The following is a 15,573-nucleotide window of genomic DNA, read 5'->3' on the forward strand; positions in this document are numbered from 1 at the left end:
TGACGGCGTTGTCATGTCAATGGCCATTGATGGCCATGGCATCGGCCTGGTCGTCGCCAACCACCACAGTCGGAAGCCGCGCGCTGCATAGAGACGGAAAATTTTGAGCAACGCGACAGCCCGGATCCTGCGCGCATATACCGTCCCGATCGCAACCAGCATCGGCCAGGACGAGCCAGTTTCGCGGGGGCGGGCCGGCCGGATCCAGCGCCGCGAGCCCAAGCAACTTTTAGGACGCCGCAGGTCAAGATGGACAGCGGCCTTGGCGCCACTGTGTCTTGGCCTGCCCGCCCGGCGGCGCCCCCACGCCTTACGCAGGAGTCTTGAGATGCAGCGCAAGCATGCGATCATGCTGGCAGTTTCGCTAGCTTTCTTTTTCGCGACCGCCACTACATTCACCTCGCTGGCGGTTGTGCTCTACACCATGGTCGGCGAGCTGCACTGGTCGCAGGCGGCGGCCGGTTTCAGCTTCTCGCTGCTGGGCTTGGCCTGCGGCCTGTCCAGCCCGCTGCCGGCCTTGACCATGAAGTGGATCGGTTCGCGCTGGACCATGTGCATTGGCGCGCTGGTGCTGGCGGCGGGATTCGCGCTGGCATCGATGGCCCAGGGCATCGGCCTGTTCTTCCTCAGCACCTGCCTGATGGGCGTGGGCTTCACCCTGCTGGCGCCGGCCCCGGCGGTGTACCTGCTGGCCAACTGGTTCCCGCGCCACTGTTCGCGGATGATGGGCTACTACTTCATGATCGGTGCGTTCGGCGGGGTCGTCGGCCCGCCGGCGGTGCGTGGCATCGTCGCCCTGAGCGGCAACTGGCAGACCTACTGGCAGATCATCGCCGGCGCCTCGGTGCTGCTGTCGCTGGTCTGCCTGGCCTGCGTGCGCGATGTGGCGCGCATCCGCTCGGTCGAGGAAGTCCGCAACGTCGGCGCCTTGCTGGAACCACAGGGCCCCGTGCCCGCGCCGGCGCCCTGGACCGTGCGCCAGGCGCTGACCAGCCGGCAGTTCGTGGTCATCGCCCTGGCGATGATGGTGGTGCAGACGGTGGTGACCACCATGCACTCGACCCTGGTGACCCAGCTGACCTTCGTTGACGCCAGCCAGACCGCCGGCGCGCTGGCCATGAGCATGCTGGCCCTGAGTGGCACCATCACCAAGGGTGTGGCCGGGCGCATCGCCGAGCGCCGGGATGCCAAGGGGCTGCTGATCCTGGGTCTGGCCCTGCAGTGCGCCGGCTTTGTCCTGCTGGCGGCGGTGCCTACCGCCTGGGCCGCGTTCGTGTTCGCGCTGCTGTTTGGCATCGGCTGGGGCTTGAGCTGGCTATGCGCGCACGTGTTGATCCTGCGCTACTTCGGCAGCGCCATCTCCGGCACGATGGTGGCCATGGCCACGATGATGACCACCGTGGCGGTGATCGGGCCGTGGGCCGCCGGGCTGGTCGCCGACCATCTGGGCCGCTACACGCCGCTGTACGTGGTCTTCGCCGGGTTGCTGGCCATGGTCACCGTCTCGACCTTGCTGTTCCTGCGCGCGCCGCAGGCGCGCGGCGAGCAGGCGTGGGATCAGCACGGGGAGCGGCCGGCGACGCCGGATGCCGCGCAGCGCATGCCCCTGGCCTCCGGAGTGGAATGAATGACCTCCGCGCCACCCTTCGCTGTCTGCCACCAGGTCACGGTCGAGGAGCGCGAGGCGATCCGGCGCAGCATCGACCGCGACGAGCTGGTCCGGCGCATCCTGCAACTGTGCAACATCCCCAGCCCGATGCGTGGCGAGCGCGCAGCGGGCGAGTACGTGCACGCCTGGATGCGCGAGGAAGGCTTCGACCCGCGCAAGGTCGGCCTGGTCGAGGACCGCTTCAACGTGGTCGGCCGCTATGGCGGGCATGGCGACGGCCCCAGCCTGCTGTTCACCAGCCACCTGGATACCGAAAGTCCCTTCTATTCGGCCGTGGACCGGCACACCTACCGACCCGGTGGCGCGGAGAAGCGTGAATGGCTGGAATCGTGGCTGGAAGGCGAGCGTTTCCATGGCTACGCGGTCGCCAACGATCGCGGCCCGATGGCCTGCTTCCTGCTGGCGGCCAGCGCGCTCAAGCGCGCCGGCATCGCCCTGGACGGCACCCTGTACCTGACCGCCTGCCCGGGCGAGATCGGCCCGGAGCCCGAGCCCACCGAAGGCCACGAGGGCATCGCCAACACCGGCCGCGAACTGGGCGCGGCATACATGCTGGCCCATGGCGGGGTGGCGCCGGATTTCGCCATCGCCGCCGAGGGCACCGATTTCGGCCTGAACTGGGCCGCCTGCGGCTACTGCTACTATCGCATCACCCTGTACGGGGAGGCGATCTTCACCCCGATCCTGGACCACGCCCGGACCCCGCGCGACAACCCCATCGTGCGCATGGGCCAGCTCGTGGCCGCGGTGACCGCCTGGGCCGAGCGCTACGAAGCCGAGCACACCTACCACAGTCCCGGCGGCGGCACGGTGGTGCCCAAGGTCCAGATCGGCGCGATCCGCGGCGGCAACCCGCAGGCCATCGGCGCCAGCAGCGAAGCCTGCTCGCTGTACCTGGAAATCATCACCGGGCCGCGCCAGACAGTGGGCCAGGTGGACCGTGAACTCAAGCAGGTCCTGCGTGCGGCCGGCATCGACAACTGCGAGGTGGAGCCCTACGCGGTGCGCACCGGTTTCGAAGCCGATCCGCAGGCGGTCCAACCCTTGCGCCAGGCCATCGACCTGGCCCACCGGCAGGTGCGCGGCGGCCCGGTGCAGGTGGGGCACCCGGTGTTCTCCAGCATGTGGCGCGACCACAACGTGTTCAACATGAATCGCATCCCCGCCGTCACCATGGGACCGGTGCGCTGGCTGCCGAGCATCGAGGACATGATCCAGTGCACGCAGTGGTACGCGCTGACCGCGTTGGCCCTGTGCGGTCGCCATCGCCCCGGGCAGGCCTCGTGAGCCATGGCCGCGCGCATGCCGTCGTCCGTCTGGTAGGAGCAACTGTCTTTCAGGAACCGCCCCTTCTCCCCCGCTTGCGGGGCAGAAGATGCCCGTAGGGCAGATGAGGGGGCTTTTCGCTTGAAACCAACGAAGCCCAGCAAACCGCAGCCGGCTCCGGTGTCGATGCGCCATCGTCAGCATGGCCGTCGCCCCTTTCCCCCTCACCCCGGCCCTCTCCCCCGCAAGCGGGGGGAGAGGGGACAAACCCGAGCCATGCGGCCGTAGACGCCGCTTCAGCTGCGAAGGGCTTTCCCGGTAAGGCCACATCGCCGCTGAAGCGGCTCCCACCCAACACAGTTGCTCCTACCGGGCCAGCAGCGCCACGATGTCATCGGTGCGGCGCACGTCGGCGAACATCACCGCTAGGTTCAGCAGCGCCGCGTTGTGCTCCTCGTCGCTAACCGCGGCGGTGGCGTCGGCCGCGAAAAGCACCCGGTAGCCGAGCATGAAGGCGTCGCGTGCGCTGCTCTCGCAGCAGCAATTGGTCAGGGTCCCGGCGATGACCAGAGTGTCCACACCTGTCTCCTGGAGCCGCGTGTGCAGGTCGCAGAACCCCGGCAGGAAGGCGCTGTAGCGAAACTTGTCGATCACTGCGTCGCCCGGCCGCACCTTGATGCCCGGGTGCAGGGCGTGGCCGTCCGAACCGGCGCGCAGCGCCGCCTTGGCCGTCGCCACCGAGGCGTCGCCGGCCAGGCGCAGCCAGTGCGGATCAGCGTGGCGCGGGTCGTGGTCGTCCACCGTCTGCCGGGTCCACCACACGCTCCCCCCCGCCACCCGGCAGGCACGCGCCAACCGGTTGACGTTGTCCAGGATGTCCAGCGCGTGCGGGTTGGCGAAGACCTGGCCGGCGCTCGTGAAGGCGCACTGCATGTCGATGCCCACGAACGCGGTGCGCGCCGGGTCCAGTTGACTCAGCGCGTGGACGGGACGGCCGCGTGCCACTGCCCACTCCGGAAGCGCGATGCGGTGCATGGTCGCTACCAGCCTGCCGACCGTTCGCGGAAAATCTCGTCCAGTAGATCCAGTCGCGCCGCCGCCGGCTCGTCCCTGGCACGCGCGCCGTCATTGCCGAACCACATCAGGGCATTGCTGTCCGGTGTCAGCCGCGGCCACGGCGGCAGGCCCGGGCGATTGGGATCGCCGGTCCGCGCGAACTGCGCCCAGTAGTCGTTCAACAACGCGGCCATCTTGCTGTCGCGGGCACTGTGGCCATAGCGGTTCGGCGCGGTCTCATTGTGGAAGACCATGCCCTCTTCGGCGCCGTGGACCGCGCCGGGCGAGGTGCCGCGTGCATCGTGGGCCACGTAGGCGAAGCGGTACAGCCAGGCCGGGTTGCCGGCGGCGGCCATGGCCCGGGCGAAGGCACGCGCCGGCCCGTTGAATCCGGCCTCGCCCCACCACTGCGCCAGCGCCGTGTCTCGTGCCGGGCCCTGCGCGCCGTAGGCGGCCTCGATGCGCGGGACGAAAGCCTCCTCCTGGCGCAGGCGCGCCTGCACGGCGCGGGGCATCCAGCGCAGAAGCCCCTGCTCGTAGCTGTTGGAACCGGCCAGGTATGGCACCTGCGCGTGCAGGCCCCTGGCCATGGCCAGGTCCACCTGCATCGGCAGCACCTGGCCGTCCACCACCGGTTCCGGCAACGGGTCGCGCGGATCGAACCTGGCCACCACGTCGGCCGGCAGGCGGCGCAATGCTGCCGCATCGGCGTCATTGGCCACCCCCTGCGCCTGCGCCCAGTCCCGCGCCCGGCATTCCACTTCCGGCAAGCCACCGCCGGGCAGCGGGTCGACAACGTTCTCCAGCCGGGTCTGGCCGCCGCCGGACTGGGCGATGGCCTTGTGGAACAGGCCGCGCGCCAGCTGCGAGGTCAGCAGCATGTTGACCGAGCGTCCGCCGGCCGACTCGCCGAAGATCGTCACGGTGCCCGGGTCGCCGCCGAAGGCAGCGATGTTGTCGCGGACCCAGCGCAGCGCCGCCACCTGGTCCATCAGCCCGTAGTCGGCCCAGGGCTCGCCGCTTCGCCGGCTTTCCTCGCCCAGCGCCGGGTGCGGGAACACGCCGAAGCGGCCGAGCCGGTAGTTGAGCGTGACCAGCACGATGCCCTGCCGTGCGAAGGCCGTGCCGTCGTACAGCGGCCACGAACCGGCTCCCATCAACCAGGCGCCGCCGTGGATCCAGACCATCACCGGCCGCGGCCTGGCGCTGGACGCGTTCGGAGCCCAGACGTTGAGGAACAGGCAGTCCTCGCTCTGCTGGTTCACGTAACCCGGCCCTGGCGGATCGGTCATGGGAATCTGCAGGCAGTCGTCGCCGAAGCGGTTGGCCACCCGCACGCCCCTCCACGGCACGACCGGTTGCGGTGGTCGCCAGCGCAGCGCGCCCACCGGCGCGGCGGCGTAGGGAATCCCCCGGTAGACGCTGATCCGCGCGTCCAGTGCCACGCCCTGCAGCAGTCCGCCATCGACATGAAGCGCCGCCTGCTGCGCGGAAACGCCCGGCGCCAGCGCAAGACAGGCCAGGCACATCCACAAGCGCCTGACGAATGCGCCCGGCCTCAAGAATGGCCACGGCGCGCTCATCCGGGGAAATCCGTGGAGGTCGTCACCTCCAACCAGCGCGCCAGCTCGGCCTGCTGGTGGGCCTGCTTGCCCAGCACGTAGCCCAGCGCATCGGCCCCCAGCAGCAGCCGCAACGGGGCCGCCTCGGCGGCCACCACCTTGCAGATGGCCAGCGCGGCGCGCGCCGGGTCGCCGCGTTCATGGCCCGCATGCGCGTCCAGGGTGCGCTTGCACGCGCCCAGCGCACCGTCCAGATAGCCGTCGTCGTTGATGGGCTGCGCGGCCAGCGCACGCGAGCGCCCGGCGAAATCGGTGCGGAACCCGCCGGGCTCCACCATCACCACCCGAATGCCGAATCCGGCCACCTCCTGCGCAAGCGTCTCGCTGATGCCTTCCAGCGCGAACTTGCTGCCCGAGTAGATCCCCAGGCCTGGCCAGCCCACCAACCCGGAGACTGAAGTGACGTTGACGATGGTGCCGGCGCGACGACGGCGCATCGCCGGCAGCACCGCCTGCATCATCGACAGCGCGCCGAACACGTTGACCTCGAACTGGGCGCGCACCTCGGCCAGGCTGGCCTCCTCGACGCCGGCCACCAGGCCGTAGCCGGCGTTATTCACCAGCACGTCGATGCGCCCGCCGAACCGGGCTTCCACCGCCGCGACAGCGGTCCGCACGCCTGGCGCGTCGGTCACGTCCAGGCGCACGACCATCACCCGGCCCGGCGCAAGCGCCTCCAGCACCTGGGCATCGGCGGGACGGCGCACGGTGCCGGCCACGCAGTCGCCCTGCGCCAGGACCGCATCCACCAGGGCGCGCCCCAGGCCGGAACCGGCACCGGTGATCAGCCAGACCCGCGCCTGCTTGCTCGATGCAGTTTCATTGCTCGGCATTTTGGTGCTCCTTGGAAATGGCAGCTGCCCCCCGGCAAGCAAGCCAGGCTCCGCACGCGCCCTAGAACGTCGGCCGCGCGCCCTTGAGCGTCACCCGGAAACCCGAGCGGGTCTGCGGGTAGTAGTCCCAGATCGCCAGATGGTGGGTGCAGCGGTTGTCCCAGAACGCCAGCGAATGCGGCTTCCAACGGAAGCGCACCTGGAATCTGGCGTCGGCGCAGTGCGCGGTCAGGTAGTCGTAGAGCATCCTGCTTTCCGCGCGTGAGATGCCGTTGAAGTGCGACACGTACTGCGGATTGAAGAACAGCGCCTTGCGCCCGCTCTCCGGATGGGTAATCACCACCGGGTGGTCGTTGCGCGGATAGACCTTGTCGTAGTCGTGGTAGAGCGCATGGTAGACGTGATTGGCGTCGTGCTCGGCGGTCAGCCCGTCCAGGTAGACCTTCATCCGCTCCGGCAAGGCCTCGTAGGCCGAGTACATGTCCGCCCACAAAGTGTCGCCGCCCACCGGCGGCACCGTGTGCAGGTACAGGATGCTGCCCATCGGCGGCTCGGCGTTGCACGACAGGTCCGAATGCCACTGCTCGCCGGCCACGTAGGTGGAGTCGGCATCGCCGTGGATGGCCACGATCAGCGGGTAGCCCTCGATCCCGGGCGCGCCGGGGTGCACGATCAGGTCGCCGAAGCAACGGCCCAAGCGCATATGGTCCTCGTGGCTGATCGGCTGGTCGCGGAAGAAGATCACCCCGAACTGGAGGAACGCGCGGCCGATCTCCTCCACCTGCTCCGGCCGCAGCGGACCGGTCAAGTCCACGCCGGAAATCTCCGCACCGATGCGCACTGTGCAGGGGCTGACCTGGATGTACTTGTACATGCAATGCCACCTGGAGAAGGAGTCGCGCCGCACCAGCCGGCGCCGGTGCTGCGATGGTGCGGGGCGCTGCGCGCCTCATCTTGCGCAGGCGCGCCCTATTCCTTGGCTAGCTTGCGGCCACCGGGCCGACGTGCTTGACAGCGCCCGCCGGCCTGTATATCTCCGTTGTGCAAGTGCAGCAAACCGCCGGTCGGGTTGCGCCACAGGGACGAAACGACGAGCGACGTGCGCCGGCCGCGGCGGCGTGTTTGCGGTCGTGGCGAAGGCGGGGCCATCGAGCCCGGCAACCTTTCCGGCAACGCCCCTCCATGTTCGGGAACCGTCGTCCTCGCCGCCTTGGTCAAACCGTCCTTCTTCACCGTCGAGTCCTATCCTTCCAGCCACCGCCAGGTGGCCTGGCAGCAGGCCCTGGAACGGATCGGGGTGCGTACGCGCATCACCGCCCCGCAGCTGTTCGGCACCATCACCACCCTGGAATCGCAGCAGGGGATGAGCTTCTCGCTGGTGTCCTCGTGCCCGCAGGAGATCTACTACAAGGACCCCGGCCACGGCGGCTCGATCCAGCTGGCCCTGCATGTGGAAGGCGTCGCCTCACTGCTGGACCGCACCCACCAAACCCGCCTGCACCCCGGCGACATCGTCTACAACATCGCCGACGCGGTGGGCACCATCGCCCTGCAGAGCAACTTCCGCCACCTGCTAATACGGATCCCGCGCTCGGTGTTCCGCGCGCGCCTGCCGATCCCCCTGTCTTCCCGCATGGGTGTGCTGTCAGGGCACTCGGGCATCGGTCATGTGTTCTCCGGGCTGCTGGGCGCGGTAGCCGAGACCATTCAGGACCTGGGCCCAGACCAGCTGCGGCCGATTGAGACGTCTCTGTCCGAGCTGCTCATCACCAGCCTGACCGACGAGGAGTTCGCCGACGCCATTACCGGCTCGACCAGCACCCAGACCGCGCTGCTGCACCGGATCAGCCAGCTGATCGAGGCGCGCCTGACCGAGGCCGACCTGAGTGTCGGCCAAATCGCCCAGGAAGCCGGGGTTTCCCCGCGCTACCTGCAGAAGCTATTCGAGTCGGCCAACGACAACTTCAGCCACTACGTGCGCGTGCGCCGGCTGGAACGCTGCCGCGCGGACCTGATCAACCCGCTCTACGCCAAACTGTCCATCTCCGACATCTGCTTCCGCTGGAACTTCAACGACTCGGCCCACTTCAGCCGCGCATTCAAGGAGCAGTACGGAGTCTCACCGCGCCGCTACCGGCGCCAGATCAGCGATGCGCTGTCCGAGGACCTGCTCAGCCGCTTCAGCCGCGGCTGGCCGGAACTGAGCGAAGAAACCGCCAAGGGCCTCAAGGCCCGGCCCGCCATCTCGGTCAACCCGCCCGCGCTGCCCATCGCCAGCGCGGTCAACCCGCACCTGCACTACCTGCCGGTCAACGCCGAGAACGTGCACTGGGGCTATTTCAGCTCCGCCCTCAAGCCGGTGCTGGAAGTGGACTCTGGCGACATCGTTACCATCGAAACGCTCACGCACCATGCCTACGATGACTACGAACGCATGATCAAGGACGATCCCGGCGCCGAAAGCGTGTTCCGCTGGACCGCCCAGGGCAAGAACGTGGACCGCCGCGGCTCCGGTCCAATGGACGCATCGGTCTACGGGCGCGGCGCCGGCGAAGGCTTCGGCGTGCACGTGTGCACTGGGCCGGTGGCGGTGCGTGGGGCCGAGCCGGGCGACGTACTGGAGATCCGCATCCTCGACGTAAAGCCGCGCGCTGCCGCCGATCCGCGCTTCCACGGCCACACCTACGGCAGCAATGCGGCCACCTGGTGGGGCTTTCACTACGGAGATATGCTGACCGAGCCCAAGCAGCGCGAAGTGGTCACCATATACGAACTCGACTGGGGCGAAGCCGGGCAATATGCCCGCGCCGTCTACAACTTTCGCTGGACCCCGCAGACCGACCCGTTCGGCGTGGTCCACCACACCATCGACTACCCCGGCGTTCCGGTGGACCACCGCACGGTGATGGAGAACCACGATGTCCTGCGCAACGTCCGTGTGCCGGTGCAGCCGCACTTCGGCGTGCTGGCCGTGGCCCCGCGCGAAGCGAAAATGGTCGATTCCATCCCGCCCTCGTACTTCGGCGGCAATATTGACAATAAGCGCGCTGGCAAGGGCGCCACTATGTACCTGCCGGTGAGCGTGGCCGGCGCACTGTTCTCAGTTGGCGACCCTCACGCATCGCAAGGCGACTCAGAGGTGTGCGGCACGGCCATCGAGTGCTCGATGACCGGCCTGTTCCAGCTGGTGCTGCACAAGAAGCGCAATCTGACCGGCAAGCCGTACTTCGACCTCAACTACCCCTTGCTGGAGACCGGTAACGAATGGGTAGTCCATGGCTTCAGCTACGCCAACTACCTCGCCGAACTGGGCGAGAAGGCGCAGAGCGAGATCTACAAGAAATCCTCGCTGGACCTGGCCATGAAGGACGCTTTCCGCAAGATGCGCCGCTTCCTTATGACCTACAAGGGCCTGAGCGAGGACGAGGCGCTGTCGCTGATCTCGGTGGCGGTGGACTTCGGCGTGACCCAGGTGGTGGACGGCAACTGGTGCGTGCACGGCATCCTGCGCAAGGACATCTTCACCGACGGTGTCGAATCGTAGCAGCGGCCCACGGCCGTGAGAGCTTTGCCGATAAAGCTCCCAGCGGCCATGGGCCTCCAAGGCGCTTGCCTGTGACCGTCCGCAAGAATTTGTGCACTCGGCAACAAGATGGTCGCGGCGGAACGGTCCAGAATGGCGCCATGAGTTCTCAAGCCGCTGCGTCCCTGCCCCAGCCTTCCGTACCGGAATCGCAGTTCGACATCCGCCGCCTGCGAGATGCCTTCGGCCACTTCGCCACCGGCGTAGCCATTGTCACCGCCCGCGGCAGCGCCGGTCAGCGCCTTGGCATGACCATCAACAGCCTGGCCTCGCTGTCGCTGCAACCGGCGCTTCTTCTGTGGAGCATCTCCTGCAGCTCGCGCAGCCACGACCAGTTCACCGGACACGTGCACCACTTCGCCATCCACGTGTTGGGTGAGCACCAGCAAGAGCTGAGCCGGCAGTTCCACCAGTCCGGGCAGGAGCGCTTTGCCGGGCTGGAGGTCGTGGACGATGCACACGGCGTGCCGCTGCTGTCCGGCTGCCTGGTGCGCTTCGAGTGCGCCACCGAGCAGATCGTCCCGGCCGGCGACCATAGCATCGTTATCGGTCGCGTCCGGCACATCCAAGAACACCCCGGCCAACCCCTGCTTTTTCACCGCGGCCGCTTCGGCCGTTTTCAGGGCGTGTCCTGACCAGAACCCGGCGGGACACTGGTGCCGATTGACCCGCACAAGCTAGATACCCTAGATACCATGGCACGACCACCTGTTGGCGACGATGCACCGGCGCGATGGGATTCGCTGTGGTCGCCATCTCTGCATCCGTGCTGGTCACGCGTCTGCGCCCGGCCCAATCCCCCGGGCGCGACGTCTCGGCCTGCGGCGGGCTCGCACTGTTGGAACGGCGACGGCTGAATAGTGCCTCGACCTTGGACGAATTGAAATGGCTGCTGTGCCGCTACCGCTACGGGCGCATGTACCGCAAGACCAACACCTGTTCGCCAAACCGACCGAAAACCTGGTGCTGGACCGCGATGCCCGCGGCCTGATACGACGCGATCGGCCGGGACATGGACTTCAACAAAAGTTGGGTCCAGCACTGGCCGCTCGCCCCCCCGCATGTGCTGGCGGTGCTGCGCGATTGCTCCAGCCCCAGCACCTCGATGGCGAGGCCATGAAATGTCACACGCGATAAAGCTCGAGGCGGCGGTAGGCCGCTGTCCGCCGATGCGACCGAAAGGGTTACGGTTCACCTGCTCGACCGGAGACTGGCCTTCACCGCCAAATATGTCTGCACCCACTGCCGCGGTAAGTTGCGCGCCGCCTCCTGCGCCGATCTGCACCTGTGGCGCTGGGAGGACTGACGAGCGCTCAGCATCAAGCAGTTGCAATGGCTAATGCTAGTGGAGCGTGGCCACTAGGACCAGCCGCTGCCGCCCATGTACCCGTCCGGACGGGCACATGGGCGGCAGTCGCCGGGCTGGGTGGGCGGACGCGCTGATCGGCTGGCTGATGGGTTTCGACAGCCGCTCCGTCGGCTGCCAGCGGCGTAACTACGGCGGCCCTGACCGTGCGCCGGGGGCGCCCGAACCGCAACGGCCAGTAGAACAACGAAATGCTATGGGTGCCACCTCAGCGGCAAGGTTCCACCGCAAGGCATCATCGCCGTTAGCTGCTTCGACGGGCTAGCCCGCGCTCCTTCAAGTACAAGTAATCGTCCGGCTGCTTACACCCCTTCCAGCCTAGGCACTGCGGCCATGCCGATGCGGAAGCGCCCGCCCTCGCTGCCGCCGACACCATCGGGATTGACGATGCTGGCCCGATCCTCCACCACCGCGTTCTTGCCGAAGCCGTCGATCGCCGGCCGGTCACCGGTGCGGCGTAGCCACAGCCGCAGCAGATGTCGCCGACGCTGGGGTTCTTCGTAGTCGCTGAAGAAGGTGCGCGAGTGCAGCGCCGCGTAGTTGGACAGCCACTGGATATCGCCCGGACGGAAGTCCATCTCAATGGCCATGCCCGGCTCATAGGTGATGTCGTCGAACAGCTTGAGTAGCTCAATCTGCGCCTCGGTCAGCCGCGGCACGTTCGGGTAATCCTGCGCGGTCAAGATGTACAACGCGCCAGCATACATGCTGAACACGCCATCGGTCAGGTCGATGATCGGCGAGGTGTAGGTGTTGGCCGGAGCGTTGTGGTCCTGGCGCTTCCAGTCCCAGTGAAACGGCTCGAACAGCAGCGGCGCCAGGTCCGGGCGGCGCTTGAGGATCTCGTTGTAGATCTGTGCCCCAGAAACTAGGCATGAGGCGCCGCCCTGCTTGGACGGGCGCAGGCACATTAGCCCCACCACATCCGAGCTGTCAGAATGGAACGGTAGTGCATCGCGGATGCTGGCCGACAGCGCGGTCGGATCGTCCAGGGTTTTGTCCGAGGTGGCATAAACGTGGCCGATCAGGTCGCCGAGCCGATTCTGCCGCATCGGCTCGCCCATGTGCAGGCCGAGGATGTAGTAGATCGCCGCCGACAGCGAGTCCGAGTACAGGTAGGTGCGCAGGCCGCGCACCAGCACGAAGCCGCGCCCGGTGTCGATGTCCCGCCCCCACGAGGCCACCGCCCCGGCGCAAGCCTGCAGCGGATAGTCGGCCGCTTGCACGAAGCGCAGGTCTGGGTCGTCCTCCACTAAACGCGCGCCCAACGCCTCCAGCTCGGCCACCTGCGTGGCCGAAAGTAGGTAGATCCACTCGGCGCGGGCGGAAAGCTCGTCGCCGCGCCAGGCGGCCTCGGTGGTGATAGGTTCCAGTTCAGCGATTCCGGTCATAGGAGGCTCGAGGGTGGGATACCAAGGGGTTGACCGGCGTTTTCCACGCCGCACACCGGGCCGGCTTGCGTTCAGGTGCACGGGTCGTTGCCTTGCTTCAAGACCAGGGAGCGGCCTGGAAGGAGCAGAGCAGGTGCAACGGCGACCGCGTTCATTTCGCATGTTGACCTCACGACACCGACACCGACACCAGCGCCAGTCAAAACGAGTACTGTACCGAGAAGATGTACTGCCGCGGCGCGATGTAGGTTTCGGTGACCTGGGCGCTGCCATAGGGGTCACTGAAGCGCGAGTTCACCCCGTCACGGTCCTGCAAGTTTGTCACCGTCAGCGAATAGTCCCAGTGCGAAGCCGCCGGGGCGAAGCTGAAGAATAGGTTGACCTGATTATAGGACGGCACCTTGTCGTCGTCGGCATTGTTGTACAGCCGATACTGGTAAGAACCTCGATGTAGCAGTTCGGCCTTGGCAGTAAAAAGGCCGCTGGCAAAATCAGTGGTATAGGTGGCGCTGAGGTTGCCCTGAAATCTGGGGATTTTGGGCACAGTATTGCCGTTGATGTTCTGCGAGGCGGCCGCTCGCGCGGCGACCGCATCGGCGAAGTTGACCCAGTACAGCCAGCTCGGGTAGCCAGCAGCAATCTGCGCCTGCGAGGCCGATGCTGGATCCAGCGCGTAGTAGTCCTCGTCGAACTCGCCATGCAGCAGCGAAAAGGAGGCGTCGAAGCGCCAGCTCGGGGTGGCCAACCAGCTGCTCTCCAGTTCGAATCCGTAGATCTTGGCTCGTGGAGCGTTGCTGGTGCCCTCACCGTACAACATGGGGTCCTCGTTGAGGAATTGCATGTTTCTGTAGTCGTACAGGAACGAAGACGCGTTGACCTGCAGCGAATTATCCAGGAAGCGGTTCTTACTGCCGATCTCGAAGGAGTTGACGGTCTCGGGCAGGAAGTGCGGCCCGATCACGGCGGCGTTGCCGTTGGCCGTGGACGAGCCGTTGAGCCCGCCGGGTTTGTAGCCGCGGGTGTAGCTGACATAGCCCATGCTGCTGGGCGTGAACTGGTAGTCCAACGAGACCTTCCCGGTCGTCTCGTGACTCTTGTAGCCGGACAAGGTCTGCGGCTGCAGATAGGCGCCGGAGGTCCAATTGGAAACTCCGCCGCTGAGGCTGTCCGCCTTGCCCTCGTACTTGTCCGTGTTGTAGCGGGCGCCGGCGGTTAGGCTGAGTTTGTCGGTCAGCGCGTAGGTGCCCTGGAAGTACGCCGCCCAGGACTTGCGGGTGTACTCCTCCAGGTCGCCATAGGTCACGCTGGCCACCTCGGCCGCATCCCAGGCGGTGCCGGCAGCGAGCGCCGGGCGCACAAGGACCATGTCGCTGTCGCGGTACTCGACGATGTACTGCTTGTTGGTGGACTTCAGGAAGACCGCACCAGTGATCCACTGGAACCTGCCGTCATCATTGGAGGCCAGATTGAATTCCTGCGAATACGACTTGACATCGCTCTGCCACTTGGCGATATGGTCATAGTTGTAACCGTCATAGGACAGGGGGCTATACGTTTCGGCCCAGAACAGGTCGGCAGTCAGCGCGTCGCCATCCCACGACTGGTTCGAATGCAGCTTCTGGTAGGCCGAGATCGACTTGAAGGTGGCCCAGTCCAGATTCCACTTGAGCGTCATCGCATACAGGTCGAATTCGATCAGCGACTTGCCCGGATAATCCGAACTGATCACGCGCGGGTCCTGTATCGGGTCGAGAGCGTTCTTCTGCGCTGGCGCGTTGGTGTCGCCCTTGTAAGTGATCGCGCTGAAGGTGGCGTCGAAGTCGTCGCTGGGCTTCCACAGCGCCATGATCTTGCCGCCCATGTCGTCGGCTTGGTCGGCCTCGTAGCCGTACTTGCCGTAGACGTCGGTCAGCTTCGCGTAGCCGTCGTGGCGGTACTCCTGCCCGGCCACACGCACGGCGAAGGTTTCGCCCACCGGCAGGTTGATCGAGGCATTGCTCTTGGTCAGCCCGTAGTTGCCCACGCCCACCTTGACCTGCCCAGTCAGATATTCCAGTTCGGGTTGCTTGCTGACCACGTTGACGGTGCCGCCGGTTGAGCCCTGGCCGAACATGGTGCCCTGGGGGCCGCGCAGCACCTCGATCTGGGCGGGGTCGATGAAGGCGGCGTTGGCGGCGATCGAGTTGAAGATGTACACCCCATCCACGTGCAGCGACACGCCAGGTTGGGTGTTGGTGTTCTCTGGGGTCTCCGAGCCGATGCCGCGGATGGACATCACCCGCTCGGCGCCGCCACTCTTGGCCACCACCAGGCCGGGCACGACTCCATTCAATCCGGTGACATCGTTGATGTTGGCCTGGTCCAGCTGCTCGGCCGAGATGGTGCTCACCGACAGGGGGGCCTTCTGCTGGTCCACGGCGCGGCGTTCGGCGGTGACCGTGACGGTGGACAACTGCTGGGCAATGGCCGCATCGGTGGTAGAGGTGGCCTGGTCCTCGGCCGGTTCCTCCGCCGCCACGGCCGGCCGGCCCGCGGACATACCGAACACAACGAAGGACGCCGCCAACGCCAGACTGTCTCTTGCCGGCCTACACTTGGAGCTTCGCATCGAACATCACCTCAATCGATCATGGCGGGATGAGCCGGGCGAGGACGTCGGCGACCCGGGATGAGGTCCCAAGATTGTTCACGCCGCTGTAACCTTCTTGATTTACCGCGCCCTTTTTGTTGTTGCGCTGCGGGAGAGTCGCCCCCCCGGTGATCCTGCCTGACCCTGTTCCTGTAGAG

The 15,573-nt window shown here is 66.7% G+C and carries 11 protein-coding genes; 5 read left to right on the forward strand and 6 right to left on the reverse strand.

The window, feature by feature from the left end:
* Positions 1 to 328 precede the first annotated feature (328 nt).
* Positions 329 to 1,627 (forward strand): MFS transporter, encoded by a 1,299-nt coding sequence (locus D9R12_RS04940; protein ID WP_210538909.1) that lies wholly within the window; start codon positions 329 to 331, stop codon positions 1,625 to 1,627.
* Positions 1,628 to 2,956 carry a zinc-binding metallopeptidase family protein gene (locus D9R12_RS04945; protein ID WP_122228677.1) on the forward strand — a complete coding sequence of 443 codons (1,329 nt, stop codon included), beginning with the start codon at positions 1,628 to 1,630 and terminating at the stop codon, positions 2,954 to 2,956.
* Between the two features lie 345 nt (positions 2,957 to 3,301).
* Here D9R12_RS04945 and D9R12_RS04950 read toward each other — a convergent pair whose 3' ends face one another.
* The 4 genes from D9R12_RS04950 to D9R12_RS04965 all read right to left on the reverse strand — a co-directional run bounded on the left by D9R12_RS04950 (position 3,302) and on the right by D9R12_RS04965 (position 7,320).
* On the reverse strand, positions 3,302 to 3,940 hold the full coding sequence (locus D9R12_RS04950; RefSeq protein ID WP_211327650.1) for an isochorismatase family protein: 639 nt from the start codon (positions 3,938 to 3,940) through the stop codon (positions 3,302 to 3,304).
* A 35-nt stretch (positions 3,941 to 3,975) separates the two neighbouring features.
* Positions 3,976 to 5,520, reverse strand: coding sequence for a carboxylesterase/lipase family protein (locus tag D9R12_RS04955; RefSeq protein WP_170159145.1), 1,545 nt, complete (start codon positions 5,518 to 5,520; stop codon positions 3,976 to 3,978).
* A 50-nt stretch (positions 5,521 to 5,570) separates the two neighbouring features.
* Positions 5,571 to 6,446 (reverse strand): oxidoreductase, encoded by an 876-nt coding sequence (locus D9R12_RS04960; RefSeq protein WP_122228683.1) that lies wholly within the window; start codon positions 6,444 to 6,446, stop codon positions 5,571 to 5,573.
* Positions 6,447 to 6,507: 61 nt separating this feature from the next.
* The gene (locus tag D9R12_RS04965; RefSeq protein WP_122228685.1) at positions 6,508 to 7,320 is read right to left on the reverse strand and encodes a TauD/TfdA dioxygenase family protein; all 813 of its coding nucleotides are present in this window, start codon (positions 7,318 to 7,320) and stop codon (positions 6,508 to 6,510) included.
* A 336-nt stretch (positions 7,321 to 7,656) separates the two neighbouring features.
* On the opposite strand from D9R12_RS04965, the gene D9R12_RS04970 reads away from it, so the two are divergent.
* The 3 genes from D9R12_RS04970 to D9R12_RS15720 all read left to right on the forward strand — a co-directional run bounded on the left by D9R12_RS04970 (position 7,657) and on the right by D9R12_RS15720 (position 11,020).
* A complete protein-coding gene (locus D9R12_RS04970) occupies positions 7,657 to 9,990 on the forward strand; it encodes an acetamidase/formamidase family protein (protein WP_122228687.1) in 2,334 nt (777 codons plus the stop codon).
* A 71-nt stretch (positions 9,991 to 10,061) separates the two neighbouring features.
* On the forward strand, positions 10,062 to 10,664 hold the full coding sequence (locus tag D9R12_RS04975) for a flavin reductase family protein (protein WP_210538907.1): 603 nt from the start codon (positions 10,062 to 10,064) through the stop codon (positions 10,662 to 10,664).
* Between the two features lie 110 nt (positions 10,665 to 10,774).
* Positions 10,775 to 11,020, forward strand: coding sequence for a hypothetical protein (locus D9R12_RS15720; RefSeq protein ID WP_211327651.1), 246 nt, complete (start codon positions 10,775 to 10,777; stop codon positions 11,018 to 11,020).
* 677 nt (positions 11,021 to 11,697) lie between these two features.
* Here the strand turns inward: D9R12_RS15720 and D9R12_RS04985 are convergent.
* Positions 11,698 to 12,786: a TauD/TfdA family dioxygenase gene (locus D9R12_RS04985; RefSeq protein ID WP_122228693.1), complete on the reverse strand. Its 1,089-nt coding sequence runs from the start codon at positions 12,784 to 12,786 to the stop codon at positions 11,698 to 11,700.
* Positions 12,787 to 12,985: 199 nt separating this feature from the next.
* Positions 12,986 to 15,325: a TonB-dependent receptor gene (locus tag D9R12_RS04990; protein WP_210538905.1), complete on the reverse strand. Its 2,340-nt coding sequence runs from the start codon at positions 15,323 to 15,325 to the stop codon at positions 12,986 to 12,988.
* Positions 15,326 to 15,573 lie beyond the last annotated feature (248 nt).

It is taken from the genome of Pseudoxanthomonas spadix (assembly GCF_003703395.1).
GTDB lineage: Bacteria > Pseudomonadota > Gammaproteobacteria > Xanthomonadales > Xanthomonadaceae > Pseudoxanthomonas_A > Pseudoxanthomonas_A spadix.

Coding starts and splice junctions, on each gene's coding strand:
- D9R12_RS04940 (WP_210538909.1), top strand. CDS start 329: ATGCAGCGCAAGCATGCGATCATGCTGGCAGTTTCGCTAGCTTTCTTT.
- D9R12_RS04945 (WP_122228677.1), top strand. CDS start 1,628: ATGACCTCCGCGCCACCCTTCGCTGTCTGCCACCAGGTCACGGTCGAG.
- D9R12_RS04955 (WP_170159145.1), bottom strand. CDS start 5,520: ATGTGCCTGGCCTGTCTTGCGCTGGCGCCGGGCGTTTCCGCGCAGCAG.
- D9R12_RS04960 (WP_122228683.1), bottom strand. CDS start 6,446: ATGCCGAGCAATGAAACTGCATCGAGCAAGCAGGCGCGGGTCTGGCTG.
- D9R12_RS04965 (WP_122228685.1), bottom strand. CDS start 7,320: ATGTACAAGTACATCCAGGTCAGCCCCTGCACAGTGCGCATCGGTGCG.
- D9R12_RS04985 (WP_122228693.1), bottom strand. CDS start 12,786: ATGACCGGAATCGCTGAACTGGAACCTATCACCACCGAGGCCGCCTGG.
- D9R12_RS04990 (WP_210538905.1), bottom strand. CDS start 15,325: ATGTCCGCGGGCCGGCCGGCCGTGGCGGCGGAGGAACCGGCCGAGGAC.